General features: G+C 50.1%; 22 protein-coding genes. 6 read left to right on the top strand and 16 right to left on the bottom strand.

Annotation, left to right across the window (positions count from 1 at the left end):
* Nucleotides 1-97: 97 nt before the first annotated feature.
* Together O0S10_RS05185 and O0S10_RS05180 are read left to right on the top strand one after the other, a co-directional pair.
* Entirely contained in the window at nucleotides 98-550 is a 453-nt protein-coding gene (locus tag O0S10_RS05185) for a hypothetical protein (RefSeq protein ID WP_268924840.1), read from the top strand.
* A 124-nt stretch (nucleotides 551-674) separates the two neighbouring features.
* Nucleotides 675-1388: a winged helix-turn-helix transcriptional regulator gene (locus tag O0S10_RS05180; RefSeq protein ID WP_268924839.1), complete on the top strand. Its 714-nt coding sequence runs from the start codon at nucleotides 675-677 to the stop codon at nucleotides 1386-1388.
* Nucleotides 1389-1441: 53 nt separating this feature from the next.
* On the opposite strand, the gene O0S10_RS05175 is transcribed toward O0S10_RS05180, so the two are convergent.
* Nucleotides 1442-1747, bottom strand: coding sequence for a DUF3566 domain-containing protein (locus O0S10_RS05175; RefSeq protein WP_268924838.1), 306 nt, complete (start codon nucleotides 1745-1747; stop codon nucleotides 1442-1444).
* Between the two features lie 361 nt (nucleotides 1748-2108).
* Nucleotides 2109-3332, bottom strand: coding sequence for a phosphoglycerate kinase (locus O0S10_RS05170; RefSeq protein WP_268924837.1), 1224 nt, complete (start codon nucleotides 3330-3332; stop codon nucleotides 2109-2111).
* A 174-nt stretch (nucleotides 3333-3506) separates the two neighbouring features.
* Here O0S10_RS05170 and O0S10_RS05165 point away from each other — a divergent pair, with 174 nt between their 5' ends.
* A complete protein-coding gene (locus tag O0S10_RS05165; RefSeq protein WP_268924836.1) occupies nucleotides 3507-3935 on the top strand; it encodes an MmcQ/YjbR family DNA-binding protein in 429 nt (142 codons plus the stop codon).
* An 89-nt stretch (nucleotides 3936-4024) separates the two neighbouring features.
* On the top strand, nucleotides 4025-4774 hold the full coding sequence (locus O0S10_RS05160; RefSeq protein ID WP_268924835.1) for an SDR family NAD(P)-dependent oxidoreductase: 750 nt from the start codon (nucleotides 4025-4027) through the stop codon (nucleotides 4772-4774).
* A gap of 419 nt (nucleotides 4775-5193) precedes the next feature.
* On the opposite strand, the gene O0S10_RS05155 is transcribed toward O0S10_RS05160, so the two are convergent.
* From O0S10_RS05155 to O0S10_RS05095, 13 genes are all read right to left on the bottom strand, one after another.
* A complete protein-coding gene (locus O0S10_RS05155) occupies nucleotides 5194-5574 on the bottom strand; it encodes a GxxExxY protein (RefSeq protein WP_268924574.1) in 381 nt (126 codons plus the stop codon).
* Nucleotides 5575-6108: 534 nt separating this feature from the next.
* Complete coding sequence (locus O0S10_RS05150) at nucleotides 6109-6735, bottom strand: V-type ATP synthase subunit D (RefSeq protein WP_268924834.1); 627 nt, start codon at nucleotides 6733-6735, stop codon at nucleotides 6109-6111.
* Between the two features lie 6 nt (nucleotides 6736-6741).
* Nucleotides 6742-8118, bottom strand: coding sequence for a V-type ATP synthase subunit B (locus O0S10_RS05145; protein ID WP_268924833.1), 1377 nt, complete (start codon nucleotides 8116-8118; stop codon nucleotides 6742-6744).
* 2 nt (nucleotides 8119-8120) lie between these two features.
* Nucleotides 8121-9866 (bottom strand): V-type ATP synthase subunit A, encoded by a 1746-nt coding sequence (locus tag O0S10_RS05140; protein ID WP_268924832.1) that lies wholly within the window; start codon nucleotides 9864-9866, stop codon nucleotides 8121-8123.
* Entirely contained in the window at nucleotides 9857-10159 is a 303-nt protein-coding gene (locus tag O0S10_RS05135; protein WP_268924831.1) for a V-type ATP synthase subunit F, read from the bottom strand. The genes O0S10_RS05140 and O0S10_RS05135 overlap by 10 nt, the downstream gene beginning before the upstream one ends.
* Nucleotides 10159-11217 (bottom strand): V-type ATP synthase subunit C, encoded by a 1059-nt coding sequence (locus O0S10_RS05130; RefSeq protein WP_268924830.1) that lies wholly within the window; start codon nucleotides 11215-11217, stop codon nucleotides 10159-10161. Before O0S10_RS05130 ends, O0S10_RS05135 begins: the two co-directional genes overlap by 1 nt.
* 20 nt (nucleotides 11218-11237) lie before the next feature.
* Nucleotides 11238-11825 carry a V-type ATP synthase subunit E family protein gene (locus O0S10_RS05125; RefSeq protein WP_268924829.1) on the bottom strand — a complete coding sequence of 196 codons (588 nt, stop codon included), beginning with the start codon at nucleotides 11823-11825 and terminating at the stop codon, nucleotides 11238-11240.
* Between the two features lie 20 nt (nucleotides 11826-11845).
* A complete protein-coding gene (locus tag O0S10_RS05120) occupies nucleotides 11846-12097 on the bottom strand; it encodes an ATPase (RefSeq protein WP_268924828.1) in 252 nt (83 codons plus the stop codon).
* 5 nt (nucleotides 12098-12102) lie between these two features.
* The gene (locus O0S10_RS05115) at nucleotides 12103-14109 is read right to left on the bottom strand and encodes a V-type ATP synthase subunit I (protein ID WP_268924827.1); all 2007 of its coding nucleotides are present in this window, start codon (nucleotides 14107-14109) and stop codon (nucleotides 12103-12105) included.
* Entirely contained in the window at nucleotides 14096-14425 is a 330-nt protein-coding gene (locus tag O0S10_RS05110; RefSeq protein ID WP_268924826.1) for an ATPase, read from the bottom strand. The genes O0S10_RS05115 and O0S10_RS05110 overlap by 14 nt, the downstream gene beginning before the upstream one ends.
* 265 nt (nucleotides 14426-14690) lie before the next feature.
* Nucleotides 14691-16619: a type II secretion system F family protein gene (locus O0S10_RS05105; protein ID WP_268924825.1), complete on the bottom strand. Its 1929-nt coding sequence runs from the start codon at nucleotides 16617-16619 to the stop codon at nucleotides 14691-14693.
* Nucleotides 16616-18244, bottom strand: a complete 1629-nt coding sequence (locus tag O0S10_RS05100) for a type II/IV secretion system ATPase subunit (RefSeq protein WP_268924824.1) — start codon at nucleotides 18242-18244, stop codon at nucleotides 16616-16618. The genes O0S10_RS05105 and O0S10_RS05100 overlap by 4 nt, the downstream gene beginning before the upstream one ends.
* 56 nt (nucleotides 18245-18300) lie before the next feature.
* Complete coding sequence (locus O0S10_RS05095) at nucleotides 18301-18705, bottom strand: hypothetical protein (RefSeq protein WP_268924823.1); 405 nt, start codon at nucleotides 18703-18705, stop codon at nucleotides 18301-18303.
* Between the two features lie 286 nt (nucleotides 18706-18991).
* On the opposite strand from O0S10_RS05095, the gene O0S10_RS05090 reads away from it, so the two are divergent.
* Together O0S10_RS05090 and O0S10_RS05085 are read left to right on the top strand one after the other, a co-directional pair.
* Nucleotides 18992-19849, top strand: coding sequence for an RAD55 family ATPase (locus O0S10_RS05090; protein WP_268924822.1), 858 nt, complete (start codon nucleotides 18992-18994; stop codon nucleotides 19847-19849).
* Between the two features lies 1 nt (nucleotide 19850).
* On the top strand, nucleotides 19851-20576 hold the full coding sequence (locus O0S10_RS05085) for an ATPase domain-containing protein (RefSeq protein WP_268924821.1): 726 nt from the start codon (nucleotides 19851-19853) through the stop codon (nucleotides 20574-20576).
* 18 nt (nucleotides 20577-20594) lie between these two features.
* Here the strand turns inward: O0S10_RS05085 and O0S10_RS05080 are convergent, their stop codons facing one another.
* Nucleotides 20595-22253, bottom strand: coding sequence for a cache domain-containing protein (locus tag O0S10_RS05080; protein WP_268924820.1), 1659 nt, complete (start codon nucleotides 22251-22253; stop codon nucleotides 20595-20597).
* Between the last annotated feature and the right edge of the window lie 108 nt (nucleotides 22254-22361).

Here is a 22361-nt window from a genome sequence, read left to right as displayed (position 1 = left end):
ATGAATGGATTGAGCATTTCATCCCATGCAGTTCACGGGCATGGGATGAAATGCTCAATGTGTTTATACCTGATAAAGGGAAAGATAATTCAATTGTATGAAATGGAAAATGTATGTGATTTGTGCAGTAATTCTGCTTGCGCTCTGTGCCCTTCCGGCAGGAGCTGCTGAATTTCCCGAATCAGAGGAAAAGTATATCGTTGTTGCGTTAGATGACTATAATAGTACACCGAAAGCGGCACCGATTACCGGAACGATCCAACAGGGTGAGACATGTGTATATACCTATCAGGTCCCAGCAGGAAAAAGTAAACTTGAAGTTCATTTAGAGTGGACAGCAGGTACCGCAAATGATCTGAGTCTAAAAATATACACGCCCGCAGATCAAGCCATTGGATCATATTACGATGGATTTGATGGACAGGATGACAATAAAATCCCAGTAATTCTCAAACGAGATCCAATTCAAACAGGATCGTGGACTTTTGAGATTGTTGCGGATAATGTAAATGGAAGTGAATCATTTTCACTAACTATAAATGTGGTATAATTTCCCAATCTCAAAAAAGGTACGACTACTGATATTGTGCATAGTTGTACTTCTTTATGGGACAGGAATCGTAAGTGCAGTTCACCCTCCGAGTGATTCCTATTCATTTGGGGAATACGAAATTATGCCCGCGGACTATGACATCGTCCCAATTTATGACGGGACAGAGATACACGAGATTACCGGATGGTTGAATCTGGTCTATTGGAAAGACCTCATGTTCATACATATCGGTCATTTTTTTGACGAGACACCATATGGAGAATTTGTCGGAACGACAATCTTTCCGATTGCAAGTTCTCTCCTTGGTCTCTGCTTCTTCGTCATCTTCAGCCGGAGAAACACTCCGGACCCCGATCCCGAATCAACCGCCGCAAAAATTCTCCAGTACCTTGACGAACACCCCGGAAGCCGCCATCAGCAGATAGTCGCCGGCATCGGAAAATCCCGCGGAACCGTGGCATACCACCTTCACCGGCTGGAACTGAAGAAAAATCTGACTGCCGTTAAAATACACAACAGCGTCACATATTATCCCAAAGATACCGACAAAGACGCCCTGATCACCGCAGTCCAGCGTGCACTCCAAAACCCCCCGCATCAGGAAATCCTCAGTATCCTGCATCAGTACCCGCAGATCACCCGCTACCGGATCGCAAGCGAACTGCACAAATCCCCGGACACCATCTCCTGGCACCTCATCAACCTCGACACCCGTATCCTCACCATCCAGAAACAGATGGACGGCCACCTGTACGCACTCTCCCCGGAAGCCGAAAAGATCTACACCCGGCTGACAAACACCCAGACTACCAGAACAACACCACGGGACTCCTAAAAAAAATAGTCTCTTTTATCCGGATCTCTCACCGGACACCATTACAGACCGCTTTACTCCAGATCGATTTTGAGACCGCCGAAAACACCCGCGGCAAGATTGTAGATGAACGCGGCAATTGCTCCGAAAATAAAACCGATGATCATACCGAGAACCGCAACAATGACAACAGAAATAAGCACAGCAACAATGCCGCCGCCGAGAGTTACAACAGCAGATGTTCCAGGAATTGCAGCCATACCAAAGACTGCAATAATCATCGCAATAATTCCATAGATAACAGCGAAAACGAGATAGATCGCAGCGGAAAGTTTCGCAGCAGACCAGACGTCAACATGTCTGACTTCTTTTGTATCCATACTAAATAATCGTTGCAGATTCCTAATATAATTGTTGGTTGAATTTGAAAAAATCAGGATTTTTCCCGAATTTGTAAAGAATACTCTGAGATATCCGTACAAAAAATCAGAGAAAAGAAGAAAACATCATTTTTCCACCAGTATTTTTCTCACCCTCCCGCAAAACCATATCCGTATCCCCCCGGTGATAAGGACAGAAACCGCATATTTCATCCAGCCGGTATTTCCCACAGCTGAATTACCTGCGGTTCCCCGGTAAAGAAGTACGGATATCCCCGGTACGCGGCGTGGTACTGTATCAAAAAAAACGGATTCTGAAAAACTTCACAGATTAAAAAAATAGAAAAAAACGGCAGACGAATCAGGCACGGCCGCCGAACAACTCCCAGGACTTCTCCAGCGCATCAAGAGCAGGAAGCTTCTTCCCGGTCAGAAACTCAATACACGCACCCCCGCCCGTAGACAGATGTGAGTACATCGGCTCAAGACCGAGCTGCTCAATAACCGCCGCCGTATGCCCCCCGCCGCAGACAGAAAACTCCGCCTTGGCTGCCGCATGCAGCAGCTCATACGTCCCCGTCGCAAAATCCCGCTCCTCAAACATCCCTGCCGGGCCGTTAAAAACAACCGTCCCCGACTCGCGAAGAAGCGCGGAAAAAATTCCAATAGACTCAGACCCCATATCAAGGATCGGACAGTCAGCAGGGGATGCACCGACACCATACTCACGACGCTCATCATTCTCTTTGACTGCCACATACTCCGGCAGAATAACCTTGTCCGGATACGCATCAAGAATCGCCCGTGCATTCGCAATCTCACCCTCGTACCCGAGAGTTTTAATCAGATTCGCGGACGGCGCACCGATATCGATCCCTTTCGCAAGATAAAACACATTTGCCACAACCCCGATGATCGCAACCCGGTCTGCCGTACCGTTCGCCAGAACATGGCCCGCCACCGCAATAGAATCATCCACCTTCGTACCCCCCAGAACAAACGTCACCGGCTTTGGTGCGGACGTAAACACACGGGAGAGATTATTCACCTCTTTTTCCATCAGAAGACCGGCAACCGTACGCATCGCAAACGGCAGGCCCGTGATCGTCGGCTGTGAACGATGCGCAGTCCCAAACGCATCATTCACAAAAATATCCGCCATCGACGCAAGCTTTCTGACCAGATGCGTATTCTTTGCATCCTCCGGCTTCAGAGTGAGATTCTCCTCAGCACTGAACCGGACATTCTCCAGAAGAATAACATCGCCCGGATGCGATTTACGCACCGCATCCTTCGCGCACCGGCCAAAAATATCATCCACATACGTAACCGGCATACCGAGAAGGCGCTCCAGCCGGTCGGCATGGGCTTCCAGTGTCGTAAAATCCTTCTTTCCCGGACGACTCTGATGGGCAAGCACTACGACCTTTGCCTCCTCCAGCGCCTGAATGGTCGGAACGTGTTCACGGAACCGTTTATCATCCAGAATAGTACTGGTTGACGGATCGATCGGCGAGTTCAGATCCACACGAACAAGAACAGTTTTTCCGCGGGTTTCCACATCAGCAAGCGTACCAAATTTCATAGAGCCTGACACCTCTCTCTCACAATTATCATAGAACAGCGATCACTCGTAGTTACAACGTTTCGTTATGACAGTATTAAACCCATCGGAGAAATGGCGCAAAGTAAACAGGACCAGCTGCGGGGACAGCACCTATAAACAGATTTACTGCAAAATACTCTGACAGGAAAAATTATGGACACAAACCAGACCACGGGAGAACCATGTCCGTCCGAACTGCAAACAGAACAGAATGTGTTCACCAGTGAAGACGCCCGGAACGTAATCCGGTATGTACGGGAAACCTATCAGGATGAACTGGAATTCCTCTGGCAGCGGTTTCCCAAAAACGCAATCTTCCGGAGAAAAGACACAAAAAAATGGTATGCCGCACTTCTTGTCATACCCGGACGCAAACTGGGACTTGACTCGGACGAACCCATTGAGATACTTGACCTGCGGATACAACCCGACGACATTGGATTTATCGTGGACCATCAGCGCTACTTCCCCGGCTACCATATGAATAAAAACCACTGGTACACCATTTGTCTGAACGGATCGATCCCCATCGACGAAATTTACCAGCAAATTGATGCCAGCTACACACTCGCGGAAAAATAACCGGTGCAGCATCCGCCACCAATGCCGCAAAGAACAACCATTTATGCAAAGGAAGCAGTAAGCTAATCATCGAACAGAGATGACAATTCATGAAACTGAAAGGAAAAACTGCAATCATTACCGGAGGATCACGCGGAATCGGTTACGCAATTGCGGAAGCATTCATCCGTGAAGGAGCACAGGTTGCGGTCTGCGGAAGCAGACTTACATCCGCGGAAAAAGCCTCCGAAAAACTGCACGCGGCGTATCCTGACGCAGAAATTCTCCCGCTCGGTGTGAATGTCGCAGACAGCATCTCGGTAAAAGCAATGACCGATGCGGTAATGAAAAAATGGGGACGCATTGACATCCTCGTAAACAACGCAGGAATCACCGCGGCAAAACCGATCACCGAGATGAGCGATGAGGACTTTACCGGCATGCTGAACATCAACCTCGTCGGACCGTTTCTCTGTACGCGGGAAGTTGCAAGCGTGATGATTGCGCAGAAGAGCGGAAGTATCATCAACACGAGTTCAATGGTCGGAACCTACGGCGGGAAAAACCAGACCGCCTATGCGGCGTCGAAGTTCGGCGTAAACGGTCTGACGAAATCCTGTGCCAAGGAACTCGGACAGTTCGGTATCCGGGTAAACGCGGTTGCACCGGGTGTGGTCGGAACAGATATGGTCGCAGAGTCCGTGACTGATGCGATGATGGCGGCGATGAAAGCGATTACACCGCTCGGCAGAATGGCAGACCCGAAGGAACTTGCCGGAGCGTATGTGTATCTCGCCTCCGATGATGCTTCGTTTACAACCGGGGCGATTGTTTCCGTGGACGGCGGGATTGTGATGTGAGGGAAATACTCTAATTCCCTGCCCCTAACATACCGGTAAACCGGGAATGCTGAAGATCAGAGATGATGTTTTTACAAAAGTCCGGCGGGAGATTTCCGTTTTCGTTCTTTTTTGTTTGTGGTCTTGCTTGGTGTAACCACGGAAAACACAGACCACACGGAATTCCACGGAAAAAACACAGAATACCGCTTCGCTTACGGAACAACACGGAAAGCCTAAGGAAGAAGGAAGCATTGTAGGAGCTTGATTGAGAGAACTCTCTCTCCATTTTCGTTCCTCTGTATCGGTGGTCTTGCTTGGAGCAACCACGGAAAACACAGACCACACGGAATTCCACGGAAAAAAACACAGAATACCGCTTCGCTTACGGAACAACACGGAAAGCCTAAGGAAGTAGTCGTTTTTGTGATGTGACGCTCTTAGAGAATGATCCGTACCACATCGGCCCCAGGATCATGATTGAAGTTCACTAAAAATCCAAGTCGGAATCCGGTAATTTTCAGATAATTATGCAGTTGGGATCTGTGTATTTTCCCAAGTTCTTCGACTGATTTTATCTCGACAAGAATTTTACCATAACAGAGAAAGTCCGGTTTGTATGTCTGCCGGAGTTTTATCCCTTTATAGTTGAGATGGAGCCTGGGCTGTGCCTCAAATGGAATTTTTCGCCGAATAAATTCATTTTCGAGACATTCCTGATACACAGCCTCCAGAAGACCCGGCCCCATTTCACGATATACATCAAATATCGCACCGCGAATATCGTACGATTCAGCTTCAAACAATAATGATTTTTCCATGTGCTCATATTGTCTCTCAGTATCTTAGACTTTGCGTGAGATTTTTGTCAGAGCTCTCTCAATCAAATTCCTAAGGATGCTTCCTTCTTCCTTAGGCTTTCCGTGTTGTTCCGTAAGCGTAGCGGTATTCTGTGTTTTTTCCGTGGAATTCTGTGTGGTCTGTGTTTTCCGTGGTTACACCAAACGAGACCACCGCGAAAGCCTCCCGAAAACATTTCCACACGTGTTTCCCGCTTCCTTATTCTTTTCGTGTTGTTCCGTAAGCGAAGCGGTATTCTGTGTTTTCTGTGGTTACACCAAGCAAGACCACCGCGAAAGATTCCCGAAAACATTTCCACAGGTGTTTCCCGCTTCCTTATTCTTTCCGTGTTGTTCCGTAAGCGCAGCGGTATTCTGTGTTTTTTTCCGTGGAATTCCGTGGGGTCTGTGTTTTCCGTGGTTACACCAAGCAAGACCACAAACAAAGAATCACAAAATGTACACTCCGCCGAACATCTCTTTCAAAAAAAAAGATTCACGAAAAAATAAAAAAAATTATTTTTCCGATTTACCCTTCACTCTCTTCATACGGAACAGCTCTTCGCGTTCCATCTCATCGAGACGCATCTTGATAAAGTTCCGTGCCTCGATCAGCTCCGGAATCACCTTGAACTCCAGTGCATTCACCCGGCGTTTGGTTCCTTCAATCTCGTCAAGGAGACGCTTCATCGTCGTCTCAAGTTCAGCGGAGAGAATAATCGTCTCCACTAAATCCTCAAATGCCTCAGCCGCCTCATCGATCGCAGACGATGTTCCGAGAACACCGTATCCGCGATCGGTCAGCGTCTTTTTGACACTCCTTGCCTCGATCTTCGGCACAACAACACCCATGATGTTCTTGCTCTTGAGATCGATCTGCGGACTCTCGGATGCCGAGAATGCCGCAGCCTTCACTCCGATACTTCCCTCCACAGTTTCTGCGATTGCAATCATTTCCTGTGCACGGGCGTACTTGACAGCAAGATCATTGCGGAGATCCTTTGCCTCCGCAAGCACCTTGAAGAACTCAAGGATAAGTCCATCGCGCTTCATTTTCAGAAGCTTATAGCCCCGCTCCGATAACTTGATCCGCTTTTTCAGGTTGATCAGTTCAGATCGGGTCGGCTTCACATTCAGCGCCATGGCAAATCACTTCCGGTAATTCGGGTGGTAGGTCTTGATCAGGTCACGGTCGATACGCTTCTCCAGCTCGCTCTCCGGCAGCTGAACAAACATGTTCCAGCCGATATCAAGCGTCTGCGCAATCGTACGATCCTCATCTGCACCCTGACGGACGAATCTGTCCTCGAAATCATCGGCGAACTCAAGGAACTTCTGGTCACGCTCGGAAAGTGCATCCTTTCCAACGATGGCGACAAGACCGCGGAGGTCCACACCTTCGGCGTACCCGGAGTACATCATATCGGAGACCTTCTTGTGATCCTCACGGGTCAGACCTTTTCCGATACCGAGGTTCATCAGACGGGACAGAGACGGCAGCACATTGATTGGCGGATAGATACCCTTACGGTGCAGTTCCGGCGAAATAACAATCTGACCTTCGGTAATGTATCCGGTAAGATCCGGAATCGGGTGGGTGATATCGTCACCGGGCATGGTCAGAATCGGAATCTGGGTAACAGATCCCTTCAGACCCTTGATGATACCGGCACGCTCGTAGATCGAAGCGAGATCGGTGTACATGTATCCCGGATAACCGCGACGACCGGGCACTTCCTCACGGGCAGCGCCGATCTGACGAAGTGCTTCACAGTAGTTGGTCATATCGGTTAAGATAACCAGCACGTGGTAACCGAGTTCGTATGCGAGATACTCTGCAGTGGTCAGTGCGAGACGCGGGGTAACCGTACGCTCCACAGCCGGATCATCTGCAAGGTTGAGGAACACAACTGCACGCTCAAGTGCACCGGTTCTCTCGAAGTCCGCCATGAAGTAGTTTGCTTCTTCCCGGGTGATACCCATTGCAGCGAATACTACCGCGAACTCTTCGGTGGATCCCGGCACTTTTGCCTGACGGGCGATCTGCAGTGCAATCTCGTTGTGCGGAAGACCTGCGGAGGAGAAGATCGGCAGCTTCTGACCACGGACGAGCGTGTTGGTTCCGTCGATGGTGGAGATACCGGTCTGGATGAAATCACGCGGAGAACCGCGGGCATACGGATTGATTGCAGCACCGTTGATGTCAAGACGCTTGTCGGGAACGATATCCGGACCGCCGTCGATCGGTTTTCCTCCTCCGGAGAGGATACGTCCGAGCATGGTCTTTGAGACCGGCATCTTGAACGTTTCACCAAGGAAACGGACACCGGTGTCACGGCCAAGACCAGTGGTGGTCTCGAAACACTGAACGACAACGAGATCCTCAGAGGTATCGAGGACCTGTCCGCGCTTGAGTGTTCCGTCGGGCAGAACAAGACTGACCTGCTCTTCGTAGCTCACCGGTTCGGTCTTCTCGACGAAGAGCAGCGGGCCGGCAACTTTGGAGACTGTCTTATATTCTTTCATGGTTATGCCCTCAGTGCTTTGAATTCAGCGTCCATCTCAGAGTAGATCTTGTCAAGGACAGGTTTGTACTCCTTGGTGAACTTGATCTGCGGCATCTCGTTCTTTGCTTTGACGGCAAGGATCTGTGCCGGCGGAACTCCCGCTGCCTGTGCGGCGTAGGCGAGGTCTGCATAGGCTTTGATCATCTTGAACATATCAAGCTGTTTTTCGAGACTGCAGTAGGTATCGACCGGGTCGAAACCGTTCTGCTGCAGGAACAGTTCACGGATCATACGTGCAACTTCGATGGTGATCTGCTCGGCTTCCGGCAGTGCATCGGAACCGACGAGCTGGACGATCTCCTGAAGTTCGGCTTCCTTCTGCAGGACTTCCATGAACCAGCTGCGCAGTTTGTTCCACTCCGGCGAGACCTTCTCGTCGTAGTAGTCGTTGAGCTGACCCATGTATAAGGAGTAGGACTGCAGCCAGTTGATTGCCGGGAAGTGACGTCTGCGGGACAGGTTTGCATCCAGTGCCCAGAAGACCTTCACAATACGAAGGGTGTTCTGCGTAACCGGTTCGGAGAAGTCACCGCCTGCGGGGGATACTGCACCGATAACGGAGACAGAACCGCTGCCGCCGGCGAGCGGCTGGACAAGTCCTGCACGCTCATAGAACTCAGAGAGTCTGGAGGACAGGTATGCCGGGTATCCTTCTTCACCGGGCATCTCTTCGAGACGGGAACAGATTTCACGCATTGCTTCTGCCCACCGGGAGGTGGAGTCTGCCATGAGTGCAACGTCGTAGCCCATATCACGGAAGTACTCGGCAAGAGTGATTCCGGTGTACACGGATGCTTCACGGGCCGCCACCGGCATGTTGGAAGTGTTTGCGATCAGAATGGTTCTCTCCATGAGGGAGTTTCCGGTCTTCGGGTCGGTGAGTTCGGGGAACTCGGTCAGCACTTCGGTCATTTCATTGCCGCGTTCACCGCATCCGATATAGACGACGATTTCTGCGTCAGACCACTTTGCCAGCTGCTGCTGGGTAACGGTCTTTCCGGAACCGAACGGACCGGGAATTGCTGCGGTTCCGCCTTTTGCAATCGGGAAGAGACCGTCGAGAATTCTCTGACCCGTCAGCAGCGGGATGTTCGGGGTGTGTTTTTCCACGTACGGACGAGGGACACGAACCGGCCAGCGCTGCATCATGGGGAACGCTTCCCCGGAATCGAGTTCGATGATGATGTCGTCAACCGTGAAGCTGCCGGACTTGATGTTTTTGACAACGCCGCCTTTTGCGTTCGGCGGAATCATGATTTTGTGCAGGATACTGCGGGTTTCCTGTACTTCACCAATGACCTGTCCGGGTTTGACAGTTGCGCCTGCACTTACGACGGGCTTGAACTCCCACTTCTTTTCGTGGTCAAGTCCGGGTGCGGTGACTCCGCGTGCGATGAAGTTGCCCATCTTTTCGATGAGGACTTCCAGCGGGCGCTGGATACCGTCGTAGATACTGGTCAGCAGTCCGGGACCAAGCTCGACTGCGAGCGAAAGTCCGGTGTTTATGACGGGTTCTCCCGGGCGGATGCCCGTGGTGGACTCATAGACCTGGATGATGATATCATCACCATCGATCTTAATGACCTCACCCATCAGCTCCTCATTGCCGACCTTGACCACATCGTACATGTGGGCGTCAAGGTCGACTGCAGTGACCACAGGTCCTGCAATGCGTTTGAGTATTCCTGGTTTATTACTTACTTCCACAAATCAACACCCACCGAACGCTTAATACGCTCTCTCAGGGAGAGACCTGCCTCCTGGCCGCCAATGGTTACAATGGTCGGTTTGACGGAGTTTTCAATGGTTACCTGCAGACGACGCGGGATATGTTCAAGGTCTGCGCTCTGAAGAACGAGAATGCCAACTTCAGGGTCGTTTAAGACACGGGTGATGGTCTCGGTCAGTTTTTCCGGAGTTTCTGCGGAGTACGTTTTGCGTACACCCGCAAGCTGGAATCCGATAACGAACTCCTTGTTTCCAATAACTGCGATTTCCATTACATCACCAGATATTTTTCAAGGACCTCGGGTGCTAAGCCTGCTTCTTTGCCGCGGGCGAGTGCACGGAGGTTGGCTACTTCATACTTCTTTCTTTCAAGGTAGACGAGAAGCGGAGAGATTGAGAACGGATTGCGCTTTGAAACGTTGTCCATCTGATTGAGCTGGGCTGCAATCAGCATGCCTTCGATTGCGTAGATCGGTTTCTTTTCTCTGAGCGATTCGAGTGCCTCGATGAGCACAGGCGACTTGATTTTCTTTTTGAGCGTGTCGACAACTTCGTCCAGGCTGACAACCGAGCAGAGACGCTCGAGTTCGTCGGCATGGTACGATCCTCCCTCGATCCAGATGTCCGCGGTGCTTACGTCGGGTTTTCCCTGTGCACGGACTCTGAAGAGGTTGGTGATATTTTTGATGTCGATTTCAAATGTGACGTATTTCAAGAACGGTAAACCGCCTTTCATGCCGCCACGTGCCGCTTTAATCAGCGTCGCGTAGTAGTACTTGTAGAGCTCGTTTTCGAGTTTCCCAAAGGAGTGGGTCTCGAGTGCTTCCGAGAGTCCGGCAGAGAGGATTGCAGCCATCTGCTTTTCGGGCAGGGTTTCGACAATTCTTTCGATGCTGGTTTCGGTAAGCAGGCGATCGAGCATTGCTGCGTCGAGTTCGCCGGCCGGTACAAGTACTGCCCGGATCTTTCCGTCGGAAAGACCCTGGACTTTTCCACGAAGGATAGTCAGAATGTTCTGAATATCCCATTTGTGCAGGTAATCACGGGTAAATCCTTTCATCTCGCCGGGTGCGAGTGCGATGACCCGCTGGTATTCTTTGGCGAGGTTCCAGGACATGGCGTTTTCGATGAGGTCTACTCCGGAAAATGCTGCGGAGAGTTCATCGATTTCGCGTTTGTACTCCATCTCCTCAATGAGTCTGGTAAACTCGGGGAGACCCATGTTCAGCATGCGGAGATACTCTTCCCTTGGGATGAGTTTTGCTTTGCGTACCCGCATACGGGTTGAGACATAGATGTATGGAGCAGGACCGCTCATTACCTCAGTCATTGTTTGTTTCCCTCACTCGTTTAGGAGTTTGCTCCAAACAGTATCTCCGATGCGTCTTTGAGGCTTGATTCCCATACTTCGCCCATGAAGGTCCGGTAGGAGAGGTCAAGCGTGAGCTGGCCATCGGCGCTCTGTACTACGACACCGCCGTCGATGTCGGTGATTCCTCCGAACGTAAATCCGGAAAGGGTCTTCAGTTCCGAGAGAGCTGTTTTGACAGCTTCTTCGTCACGCTGGTTTGCGTATACGGTTCCCTCTTTGATCTGCTTTACAGCATCTTTGAGAAGGGAACGTACGGCTTTTGCGTGGACGTCGGCCGGAAGGTTTGCGATTTCTTTTGCAGCTTCGCTGTAGACTTTGTCGAGCAGTTCCTTTTGTGCGTTGAGCTGGTCACGTTTTACGACCAGGTTTGCGGCAGCGACTTCACGGATCATGATGCGGTCTGCCTGGAGAGCGGCATCAGCTTCTGCGGCGATGCGGATCTCTTCTGCACGTTTGGTTGCGTCGGCAACTATGGTCTTTGCTTCAGCTTCTGCCTCGGATTTGATCCGGGCTGCTTCGCGGTCACCCTTTGCCTTGATTTCGTCAACTACAACCTCGAGTCCCATGATTTGCACGAGCCTCCGCTTTACTGGAAGAGCAGCAGCAGTGAAATCACAAGACCGAAGATGACGATGGTTTCGGGAAGTACCGTGAAGAGAAGGGCGAGACCGAACATGTCACGGTCTTCTGCGGTTGCTCCGACTGCGGCGGCTCCGATACCCATTTCACCAAGACCGGTTCCGACGCCGGCGAGACCGACTGCGAGACCTGCACCGATTGCGGTGTATCCGGATGCCATTGCCTGTGCTGCTTCAACTGTCATTGTTTCAATTGCCATAATTTTTACTCCTCTGAGAATTTGCGTTTAAGTCCGAACGGATTGTACTTGATGCCTCCACCAACGTAGAATTTGGTGAAGAATTCAACGTAGTGAAGACGAATCGAGTGGAGACCTCCACCAAGGATACCAAGACCTACGTTGAGGGCGTGTCCGCATATAAAGATGAGAACACCAACGATTATCATTATTACACCGACTGCATCGAGGTTTGCAAGGGCGGGGTCGATGAACATACCAAAAGAGAGGTAGTTGACGACCATTGCGATTGCGACGGACGACAGGCCGACTGCGGCGATACGGCAGAAGGAGAGTACGTGCGAGATGATTGTCGGGATTTCCATTAAATCGAGTACATTTTCCTGTGCAAGGAAGATGCATCCGAGTACAAGCAGAATGAGTCCTGCGAGAGCGGCCACCGAGAATCCGGGAGCAATCAGGGGTGCAGTGGTGAAGTCAGGCATCATGCCGACGATTCCAAACATCTGTTCCATTGAGAAGAAGGACCAGACGAGGATTAAGAGACCCCAGAGGATGGCGATCCATCCAAACTGTCCGAGAATTGCTTTGCTCCGGTGTTTGCCGGGGTGATCCATTCTGTAGTGGTTGATCATTCCAAAGATGCGGCCAAGTGTGATGTAGGCAATACCGAACCATACGGACATGATTAACATGGGCATTGCATCCGGCCCGGTTGCATGCGCTGCTGCGTCTGCTCCAATGGCCAAGTGGCGCTGGAAGATGATGGCGTGCCACGGCAGGGCATATCCTAAGAACTCGCTGTAGAGCAATCCAAAGAATATGGTTGAGATACTTGAACCGACGAGAATTTTGATAAGGTTTCTTCCGCCTTCTCCTTTGAACATTGCCAGTTTTCTGGCGAAAAGTGCAAGGATTAAGAAGATGATACCGTATCCGACATCACCAACGATGAGTCCGAAGAAGATCGGGAACATGATGGCAAGAATGAGTGTCGGGTCAATTTCGTTGTATCTTGGGCGTGCATAGACGTCCATGAAGAGTTCAGTGGGCTTTGCGAACGATGGGTTGTTATACTCCACCGGAATTGCTGTTGCGTCGATTTCATCGTCGTCAACAGTTACATATACGCAACCACCGGTTGCTTGGTTCAAGCCTGCAGTTATGGGTTCGATATGATCTGCGGGGACCCATCCGTCGATGACGAATGCTTCCTCGGTTGTTGCGAACCTTAACGGGGCTTCTGCTCGTTCCACATCGCCGGACAGTACTTCGTCGCATGCGGCGAGTAAGTCGGCGTATTTTGCTTTGAGCTCGGAAATTTTTGCGTTTGCAGTGTCGAAGGCTCCCTTTGCCTGACTCTGGTCAGCAGTGTACTTGTCCACTGCGGCCTGGACGCTTCCGGTTTCGTTCGGGATTGTGACGGACTGGAAGCCTGTGTCGGACAGGATGCGTTCGATTTCTGCGGCATCTTTCGTTTCAGCGAATATGACGATGAAGTTGCCGTCTTTGCGTGCCGCATAGTATTTTTCATGCGGGACGCTGAGATCAACGTCTTTGTCAATGTATCCGGCGATTGCGATGATGCTGTCGTAGCCGCGGTAGAGATCCATCTCAAGCGGTACGAGTGCAAAAGGTTTGAGTTCAGTGATGCGCTGTTCGCATTCCCGGATGCGGGATTCTGCAGCCGATCGTTGTACCGTGAGGTCGTTTACTTCTGCTTCGATTGCGGGAAGTTCACGCTCAATTGCTTGTCGGATCGTTGCTACAGGACGCTTAGGAACGTCGAAGAGCGTTTCAGGGCTTGTCTGGAATACGTTCTCGATGGAACGTATTTTGAGGAGACTGGTCGAGAGTTCACCGGCACCCTCAAGAGGAGTACCTAAGCGAACACCTTCGTAGCCTTCTTTTCCCTGGTCTACAAAATCGGTGATGTGGAAGACTCGGTGACGGTATAATTCAGTCACAACTGACGCCATCTGCTCTTTAGGCGCTGCAATGAGCAGATGCGTCATCGGTTTAGGCTGAAACATGCAGTTTCTCCTTAAACCGTTCTACAAACAGCGATGCTGCCTGGGGGAGTTTTTTACTTCCCTGTACAATGGTGGCGTCGGCCTCTGCTTTGCCTTGTTCCACGATTGCGGCATGTTTTGCTGCTGCAACATTTCGTGCATCTGAAAGACGCTGCTTTTTGTAATCCTCGGCAACGGTTGTTGCCTTGGCAATCAGGTTGTCAGCTTCAAGCCGGGCGTTTGCAAGAATCTGCTCACGTTCGGTCTGGGCTGCAGTGATCGTGGATTTACATTGGGCTTCGGTTTCTTTGATGCTTTTGAGAACCTCAGTTTTCATCCAACCCTCCTCTCACGGCAACATACTATTAGGTGAGCATTAGTGTTTATACTTACGTTCTTTGGTTGCGGCAGGTTGGGAGGGAGTATGAAGGAAACGGTTCAGTTTCGTGTGTAAGGGGCGTGCGGCGGGGTGGAGCGCGGGGAATTCTGTCCGGATATACATGACTTGCAAGATGATGGAAATTGCAGGCGTGTCGGTGGTGAGTGTGATTGACCACGTACAACGCACGTGGACAGTCACACGCCTACAGGTTCCAGAAAAATCACGACAGGAAGAAAAACTTCAGAATAACAAACACGATCATCGCAACTGCAACCATCACGCACGAGTGCTTCACGCCTGCAAGAGCCGAACCCTCCCCCATCATACCCGCAACAAGCCCCGAACAGAATCCGTGAATAACCACCGAGTGATAAATCAGCCGATCATAGACATCAATCGAAAACCCGCCGCCAACACCCGGCATCGTCACCCCCGACCCAATCATCGACATCCCGTCCCCGCCCTGCAGCATCATCGGCAGAAACATCACCACCAGAATACCCTGCACAAACACAAACACAAAGAACGCCAGATACACCACAATCACATACAGCATCATGTCCCCGCGGCGCTCGCTCTTCAGCGTCACCATATTCTTCGAATCCTCTGCAATAATCTGCAGAACCTGCGACAAATTATTCGTAAAATGCTCAGCCTGTGAAACCAGAATGCTCATCCGGTCAATCGCCCCGACCCGGATGTATTCACTAAACCGCTTAATCGCATCAGACGTCAGACTGCCCCAAACAATATCCCGGCGAATCAGCCGGATCTCATCCAGCATATTGCTCTTCCCCTCCATCGCAATCAGATCAATAGCCCGCGCAAGCGTCATATTATGCCGCACCGCAGACGCCATCCGATCCGCAAAATCCGGAATAGCCTCCTCAATCCTCCGGTGGCGACGGGAATAAATCGCATAAAACACCGCAAACGGAATCAGTACAATCAGAACACCCGTCATCACAATATCCTCAGACGCCCCAACCCATGCAAGAAACGTCCACGGCGTCAGCGAAACCGTCACAAACAGGAAATACAAAATCCCCATCACTACAAATGCCGCAGGAACACTAAACACAAACACAGCTGACGGATGGAATTTCATATATTCAACCGGCGACGCCAGGAACCGCACATACTTTTCCTTCTCATCACGCTTGCGAAGCCGCTCAAATGCCGGAGACTCCGACGTCTTCGGCATCATCATCGGAACAGAAGAAAATTCCGGCTTTTTTTCCCAGATACTCCCCTTCTTCTCATGAATCTCCTCCGACTTATCCTCATGCACCTCAGAAATCATGTCCAGCATCAAAAGAAACACCGCAGTCCCGAACGGCAGCATCACATAAATGATCAGAGCAAGAATCAACGGATTCGCGCTCGAAATCATACCCATCACCATCACCACGATAATAATAAACAACGGCCCCGCAACAAAAATCGTAATATACATCTCCGCAATAACACCCAGCGTATTCAGATACACCTTCTGCGAAATCCGCTGCTCCTCACGCAGTTCCTCCACCTTCATCCTCAGATAATCCGTCGCAGAACCAATCGTCTTATACGACGACGACAGGCCCGTTAAAAAAAACCGAAACTTATCCGAAGGTGTCGTTTCCGAAAGCCGCCAGACAGCCGAGTAAAAATCCATCGAACACATCCGGCAGTCATACACAATCTGCCGCAGCTCACGGGCCGCCTCGCCATAATAATCCGCATACTTCGCAAGCGACTCAACCACCGCATACAGATTCGGCTCCGACTGATGCAGCGCATACAGATACGTCGCCGAATTAAACATCGACAGATCAATCCGCAGCTTTCTGCTCCCGCACTCAATCGTCGGCAGATACAAAATTGCCGTAAACGCACCGTACATAGCCGCAAGAGCAATCGCAAGCCACACCAGAACAATAACCACACCAAGTACCGGAAACACCAGGAAAAACGACAACGGAATAATCAGCTGGGACAAATATGCAAGCAAAAGAAACGTCGCAGTACCCGAAAGCAGAGCCGAAAGCAGTGCGTACACATACAGCATCTCCGCCTTCACATGCATCCTGGCCGAAAATATCTCCGATTCAAGAGACTCCAGACGCGCCTGTCTTCGCTCTGCCAGTGTCTCACGGATCTGCATCATACCAACGGAGTATCCAGATCAGCTCTCATATTCCGGCGAAGACTCGGTGCCATAATGCCGCTTTCAAGAAGCACGGACAGATCATCCAGAGATGACAGAACCAGATCCGGCATCGCATAATATCTCCAGAAAATCTCCGACACATCACGATAGTCACGAATTCGCTGATCAATCATCGCCTCAAGAACCATTGCCCTGCGCTGCAGCTCGCGGGAAATCCAGTTCATATCATTTCCGGTAATCTCCGCAATGCGATTATATACCTCCGAACGTGCCGAATACACTACATTGTCCGTATCCGGCCGGTACTTGAACACCGTATTCACCACCACATCCTTCGTCTCCGACATCCCCACAATCTCCACAATCTCATTGCAGCGGCGAATCTGTTTCCCGTCACGATACAGCCGGACCTGCGACGACACGACATTCAGTGACTCAATCATCGCCTTCGGCACATTCAGCGGCTCATTTTCCAGTCGGTGAATTGCAGAATCAACCGAACCTGCATGCAGTGTTGAAAATGTCGTGTGTCCCGTATTCATCGCCTGAAACAGCGTCTGTGCCTCAACACCGCGGACCTCGCCTACCAGAATATACTCCGGACGCTGGCGCATCGCAGCCTTCAGCAGATCAAACATCTCAATATTCGCACGGCCCTCCAAAACATTCGTCGCATCCGGCACAACACTCGCCAGCCAGTTCTGATGACTCAGCGTAATCTCCCGCGTATCCTCAATCGTAATCACCTTTGCCAGATGCGGAATAAACTGCGCCACCGCATTCAGCGACGTCGTCTTCCCGGATGCCGTCCCCCCGATAAACAGAATCGACTGATTGTACTCCGCCGCCATCCAGAAGTACACCATCTCCTCAACCGTGAACGTATGATTCAGGATAAGATCAATCGGCGAGTACGGAGTTTCCCGGAACTTCCGGATCGTAAACGACGACCCGTGGCTGGTTACCGTTCTCCCGTATGTCAGCTGTGCACGCGAACCATCCGGCAGTGCCGTATCCACGATTGGTGACGAAACAGAAATATGTTTACCCGTTTTCTGGGCAAACAGCACCACCATCGAATCAAGCTCCTCCGAATCCTGGAACACGATCGACGTCTGGATGTTCCGGTACTTGCGGTGGAACAAAAAGATTGGCGTATTATACCCGTCGCAGGAAATATCCTCAATATCCCTGTCATGCTGCAGCGGATCAAGAATACCCCAGCCCAGATAATTCCGCTTCAGATAATAACGGATCTTATACACAGCCTGCGGCTCAAGCTCAATCTCAAACCGCTCCAGATACTTCTCCATCGCATCATACAGTGCTGTGGTCTTGCTCCCCTCATCCAGAGCCACATCCTCAAGAATCAGCAGATCACGAACTCCCGCATACAGCCGCTCCAAAACTTCCTTTTCAAATGGAGTTAACGACGGTTCAAAAACAAGATACTGATACTCATTCGAAGGAGTAACCGCAATCACAACCTGTGAAAGACCGGGGCGTGCCCAGTACGACTCCACAACAGTATATGAAGGATCATACTCAGGAGTAACAAGAGAACCGTCCCGTTCAAAATCATACTCCGGAACAGACTCGCGTATCTCTTTTTTCTTAAACATTCCCATTTTTACCCCAAAATCTGAATGCACCGGAAAGACTACAGGTATCAATGATCTTATGAGAACTGAATCCTGACATTCTTCAGAATGGCATCCCTTCCATCGGAAAATGTACCCTTAATCATGACAAATCGTGTACCGATCACACCAGAAGCAATTCCCTCATACACAATCGGAACACCAACCGAGACCTCACGCGTACGGAACGACTCAGGAGTTGTATCCGCCCCGTCCACATAAATCGTAATAATCCGCAGAGACGACGCCTCAGAACTCGGAAGAACCGTTGCAATGATATCATTTCCGGAAAGAACAATATTCATCTGTACGTTACGGGATGACTGCACCTCGTCCATGATATTGGTCATCACAAAAAGACCGACACCGACCAGTGCCGCAATCACTACAATCACCAGTACAACCCCCATCGCCGGGGTGAACGAGGCATGTTTATCAGTCACAGGCAGCACACTTCATGCTTGAGATTCTTTGGGAACTCGGAAAATCCACCACTATTCCGGTATGCCAAAGAGAATCTATTAGCTATATGAAAATACTCAGATATATATTGTCCCCTCCCGCCAAATTATACGTGTTCTCATACCGAAAAAATAAAACAACGAAAAATATAAGGTAAACACACATTTTGATAGTTTTTTGCAGAGTATCAGAAAAATATCCTGTGCGAAAATAATCCGTCATCACGGTAAGCTATAAATTCTCAAAAAAGGGAGATATAGATAATCTATGCCGGATACATTTGAAACACGTGTTCTGCACCCAACCCGCGTACCCTCCCTTGACAAGGTGCTTGGCGGAGGAGTTATCTCAGGATCCACCATCCTTGTTCTCGCAGAACCGGGATCCGGCGGCAACGAACTGGTCCAGACATCCCTCATGAACTACTGCACTGACTTCATGCATAACACCGAAGCTCCGGAAGGAACAATATACCCTGCCGAACTCCATTACATCTCCCTGACACTGAACAGGGAAATGTTTGAACACCAGATTGCAGAACTCTTCAATACAGAAAAAAATCCCCAGTTCCGGAAAATGATGGAGAATATCCATTACACCGATCTCGGTGAAAACTACTTCGGCAGAACTCACGTTCCCTATGACTGGTACGGGTCCAAAGATTCCATCAAGGGAGTACTGAACATGCCGGCATCCGACGACTTCGGTGGCCTTACCATTCTTGTCGAAAAAATCACCAAACTCCCAAGAGAGAGCATCATCTTCATCGACTCCCTGACCGCACTTCTGCCGTACCTGACCAGAACACCGGAAACCTGGCTTGAACTGGTCACTATGATGCGCGGACTTACCCGTGCTGCCAAAAAATGGCGGATAACCATTGTATTCCTTCTTGTTTCCGGAGTTCTCTCTCCTGGACAGGAAAACGAACTGATCGACTCCGTTGACGCGGTTCTGAACCTCTTCTGGCAAAAAAACACCACCGTCAAACGACAGCGGCAGATGTATCTGCTGAAGTTCACCGGACTTTTCCCGCGTATCGATCCGCGCGATATGGTAATCTTCAACGTAAATATTGCCACAGGAATAGGATTTGAGATCACAAATATGAGGCTGGTATCATAAAATGCTGGAAGAAGAAATTGTCTGGGATGAAACATATCTCTCTACGGGTGTCCCGGGACTTGACGAACTGCTGTACGGCGGATACATGAAAAACACCGTCACCTCCATCATCGGTGAAAGTGGTACGGGCAGAACAACCGCTGCCCTGCAGTTCCTTGTGGAAGGTATCAAAAACGGAGAGGATGTACTCTACATCAGCTTTACCCACGGAATTCATCGTACCCAGAAAAAACTGATCCGGATGTACCCGTGGATAGAAAGCGAACTGAACAAAAAATTCCATTTCCTCAAACTCGATCCAAAGAACTTTGACTCCCTCTCCTACTACCTGGGAAACGGTCTGCCGGAACTCTTGAAAAACATGAATGTCTCGCGGCTGGTAATCGACTCCATGACCATCTACGAAGACTCCATGATCTCCGAATCCGGTCATAACGCAGTAATGGCCATCTATCACATCTACTTCTCACTCAAATCCATTCCCTGTACAACCATCGTCGTGCTCTCTTCAAACATCACAGATCCCTTGCAGAGTACCAACGGCTACTCCGAAAAGTTCGCCGACAACGTCATCTTCCTTGTCCGTGAATTCCCCAAAGACACGCTTCTTGGCGAGTACCGGAAAATCTGTCTCGTCCTTAAATCCCGCTACAGTCGCCATGAACGGTATGGAAAACTTCTCGAGTTTGACGACAATGGAATTCCGTACCTCAAACCCCCAACATAAAAAAGAAAAAACAGAGTTTCAGTACAGAGGGACTCCGGCAGAAACAAACCACTCATCATCAACCGGCAGCGTGTACTGCAGCTGCAGTCTGCTTATGCTTTCCGGCTGAATCGGCAGGTACACATACTCAAACCCGCCACCTTCTTTTGCTGTCTTGGCCAGATCCCGTACAAACGAAGCCCCGTACACATCCGTCACGCCAAGAATATTCACTCCCACGCGCGTTGGATCAGACGACCACGAAAGAACCGTTCCGTTATAGTCCAGCGCAACAATCCTGCGTTCCTCGCTAGAGTACGGACCGGATGGATCATCAAGAGCCGCAATCGCAGCCTCTTTCCCGTACTCATGAGCATACTGCACAATCGAACGGAGATCCCGAACCATCGCATCCGTATCTGCCGGATCAAGATTCTTCGGCATCTCGGAAAGAAACACCCCGCCGGCAATATACCAGGTATCATCAATCGGCTGAACATACACAAGCCGCACCTCATTCTCCATATCCTTCAGATAATTCGGATACAGCATCAGCACATATCCCCCGCCGTGCAAAGCCCGCGACGCAAACATAGAAATCGTAGAAACCCCGTTCACATCCTCATATCCAGATCTGTCATGACCAATCAGACCGGGCCGGTACGGATGAGCAAGCATCGTTCCGTTCATATCCCAGGCAGAAATATAAAACTCCTGTGTCGTAAACTGCCCTTTCGGATTGGAAAACTCCGCAAGAGCAGCGTCACGACCATTCTCCACTGCATACAGATGCGCAGCTCTGACATGCTCCTCCAGCGTCAGATTCGAAGACGCAGTCGGGGACGGCACAAGTTTTCTGCTGGACGTATCCGTAGTTACAATAATGGTAATTTCGCCGTTGTCCTTTGTATTTATTCTATTCCACACAGCAATCCGTTCCACGATCTGCAGCCTGCCGTAGTTGTAGGCAGAGTAGGTTATCGTACCCTCCTTCTCACTCATAATCATGCGGAACACATTCGTAAGTTCGGCATCTCCGGCAGACTCTGCCATCGCGAAAATATTCGTCTCACGGGTCACAGGAACAAGAGAATACAGAATCTTACCCTGATCGTTCACAATCCAGACATCATAACCGGTTGTATTGCGGAATCGATCAATCGGCACGGCAAAGAAACGCCGTGCATCCCCGGCAGCACCAACCGCTCCCTCATATTCCCCTTCAGCGGAAAAAATCGGAGATAACAGACAGGTAATCTCCGTACCTGCCGTACTGGTAAATGTCCGCATATACAGATCAGTCGATACATCCCCTAAATCCAGAACAGAAGAAGGAATCCCGTATCCGGCAACATCTGTCAGAGGAAAGGAACAGACAACAGAACCGTTCGCATCAGTCCGAAACATGAAAGAAACACCCGGATTCTCCACATACAAATCCGTCAGAATATCGATGGACGCAGGATCATCTGCGGGAATACCTGAAAGATCAGCCGCAGCATTCACAATACCTCCGGCAAGAACCCAGGTATACTCATACAGAGATTGCGAAAGGTTCAGAACAGCCGTCTGCATCTTCTTTGTCAAAACATCATTTTCCGAAGATGATGGCACAGAATGGTGGATTGTAAGAACTGCACCACACATAACAACTGCAGCAATCAGCACAATCACAAGTACTCTGACTGGTTTTGACATGCGTATCTCCCAACAATAAAGTCCTATACCTCTTGTATGTAACCAATCATAATATAATGGGTTTCATATGAACTACTCGCAGGTAAGAATGCCAAAGAAAAATCCGGA

Origin of the sequence: Methanocorpusculum petauri (assembly GCF_026891975.1) — an archaeon.
GTDB classification, from domain to species: Archaea; Halobacteriota; Methanomicrobia; order Methanomicrobiales; family Methanocorpusculaceae; genus Methanocorpusculum; species Methanocorpusculum petauri.
Note: the sequence above shows the minus strand (reverse complement) of the source record. Positions and strands in the feature narration are given on the sequence as shown.

What these genes read in the sequence shown, in the direction of transcription:
- O0S10_RS05185 (WP_268924840.1), top strand. Translation starts at nt 98, where the DNA reads ATGAAATGGAAAATGTATGTGATTTGTGCAGTAATTCTGCTTGCGCTC.
- O0S10_RS05180 (WP_268924839.1), top strand. Translation starts at nt 675, where the DNA reads ATGCCCGCGGACTATGACATCGTCCCAATTTATGACGGGACAGAGATA.
- O0S10_RS05175 (WP_268924838.1), bottom strand. Translation starts at nt 1,747, where the DNA reads ATGGATACAAAAGAAGTCAGACATGTTGACGTCTGGTCTGCTGCGAAA.
- O0S10_RS05170 (WP_268924837.1), bottom strand. Translation starts at nt 3,332, where the DNA reads ATGAAATTTGGTACGCTTGCTGATGTGGAAACCCGCGGAAAAACTGTT.
- O0S10_RS05165 (WP_268924836.1), top strand. Translation starts at nt 3,507, where the DNA reads ATGGACACAAACCAGACCACGGGAGAACCATGTCCGTCCGAACTGCAA.
- O0S10_RS05160 (WP_268924835.1), top strand. Translation starts at nt 4,025, where the DNA reads ATGAAACTGAAAGGAAAAACTGCAATCATTACCGGAGGATCACGCGGA.
- O0S10_RS05155 (WP_268924574.1), bottom strand. Translation starts at nt 5,574, where the DNA reads ATGGAAAAATCATTATTGTTTGAAGCTGAATCGTACGATATTCGCGGT.
- O0S10_RS05150 (WP_268924834.1), bottom strand. Translation starts at nt 6,735, where the DNA reads ATGGCGCTGAATGTGAAGCCGACCCGATCTGAACTGATCAACCTGAAA.
- O0S10_RS05145 (WP_268924833.1), bottom strand. Translation starts at nt 8,118, where the DNA reads ATGAAAGAATATAAGACAGTCTCCAAAGTTGCCGGCCCGCTGCTCTTC.
- O0S10_RS05135 (WP_268924831.1), bottom strand. Translation starts at nt 10,159, where the DNA reads ATGGAAATCGCAGTTATTGGAAACAAGGAGTTCGTTATCGGATTCCAG.
- O0S10_RS05130 (WP_268924830.1), bottom strand. Translation starts at nt 11,217, where the DNA reads ATGACTGAGGTAATGAGCGGTCCTGCTCCATACATCTATGTCTCAACC.
- O0S10_RS05125 (WP_268924829.1), bottom strand. Translation starts at nt 11,825, where the DNA reads ATGGGACTCGAGGTTGTAGTTGACGAAATCAAGGCAAAGGGTGACCGC.
- O0S10_RS05120 (WP_268924828.1), bottom strand. Translation starts at nt 12,097, where the DNA reads ATGGCAATTGAAACAATGACAGTTGAAGCAGCACAGGCAATGGCATCC.
- O0S10_RS05115 (WP_268924827.1), bottom strand. Translation starts at nt 14,109, where the DNA reads ATGTTTCAGCCTAAACCGATGACGCATCTGCTCATTGCAGCGCCTAAA.
- O0S10_RS05110 (WP_268924826.1), bottom strand. Translation starts at nt 14,425, where the DNA reads ATGAAAACTGAGGTTCTCAAAAGCATCAAAGAAACCGAAGCCCAATGT.
- O0S10_RS05105 (WP_268924825.1), bottom strand. Translation starts at nt 16,619, where the DNA reads ATGATGCAGATCCGTGAGACACTGGCAGAGCGAAGACAGGCGCGTCTG.
- O0S10_RS05100 (WP_268924824.1), bottom strand. Translation starts at nt 18,244, where the DNA reads ATGTTTAAGAAAAAAGAGATACGCGAGTCTGTTCCGGAGTATGATTTT.
- O0S10_RS05090 (WP_268924822.1), top strand. Translation starts at nt 18,992, where the DNA reads ATGCCGGATACATTTGAAACACGTGTTCTGCACCCAACCCGCGTACCC.
- O0S10_RS05085 (WP_268924821.1), top strand. Translation starts at nt 19,851, where the DNA reads ATGCTGGAAGAAGAAATTGTCTGGGATGAAACATATCTCTCTACGGGT.
- O0S10_RS05080 (WP_268924820.1), bottom strand. Translation starts at nt 22,253, where the DNA reads ATGTCAAAACCAGTCAGAGTACTTGTGATTGTGCTGATTGCTGCAGTT.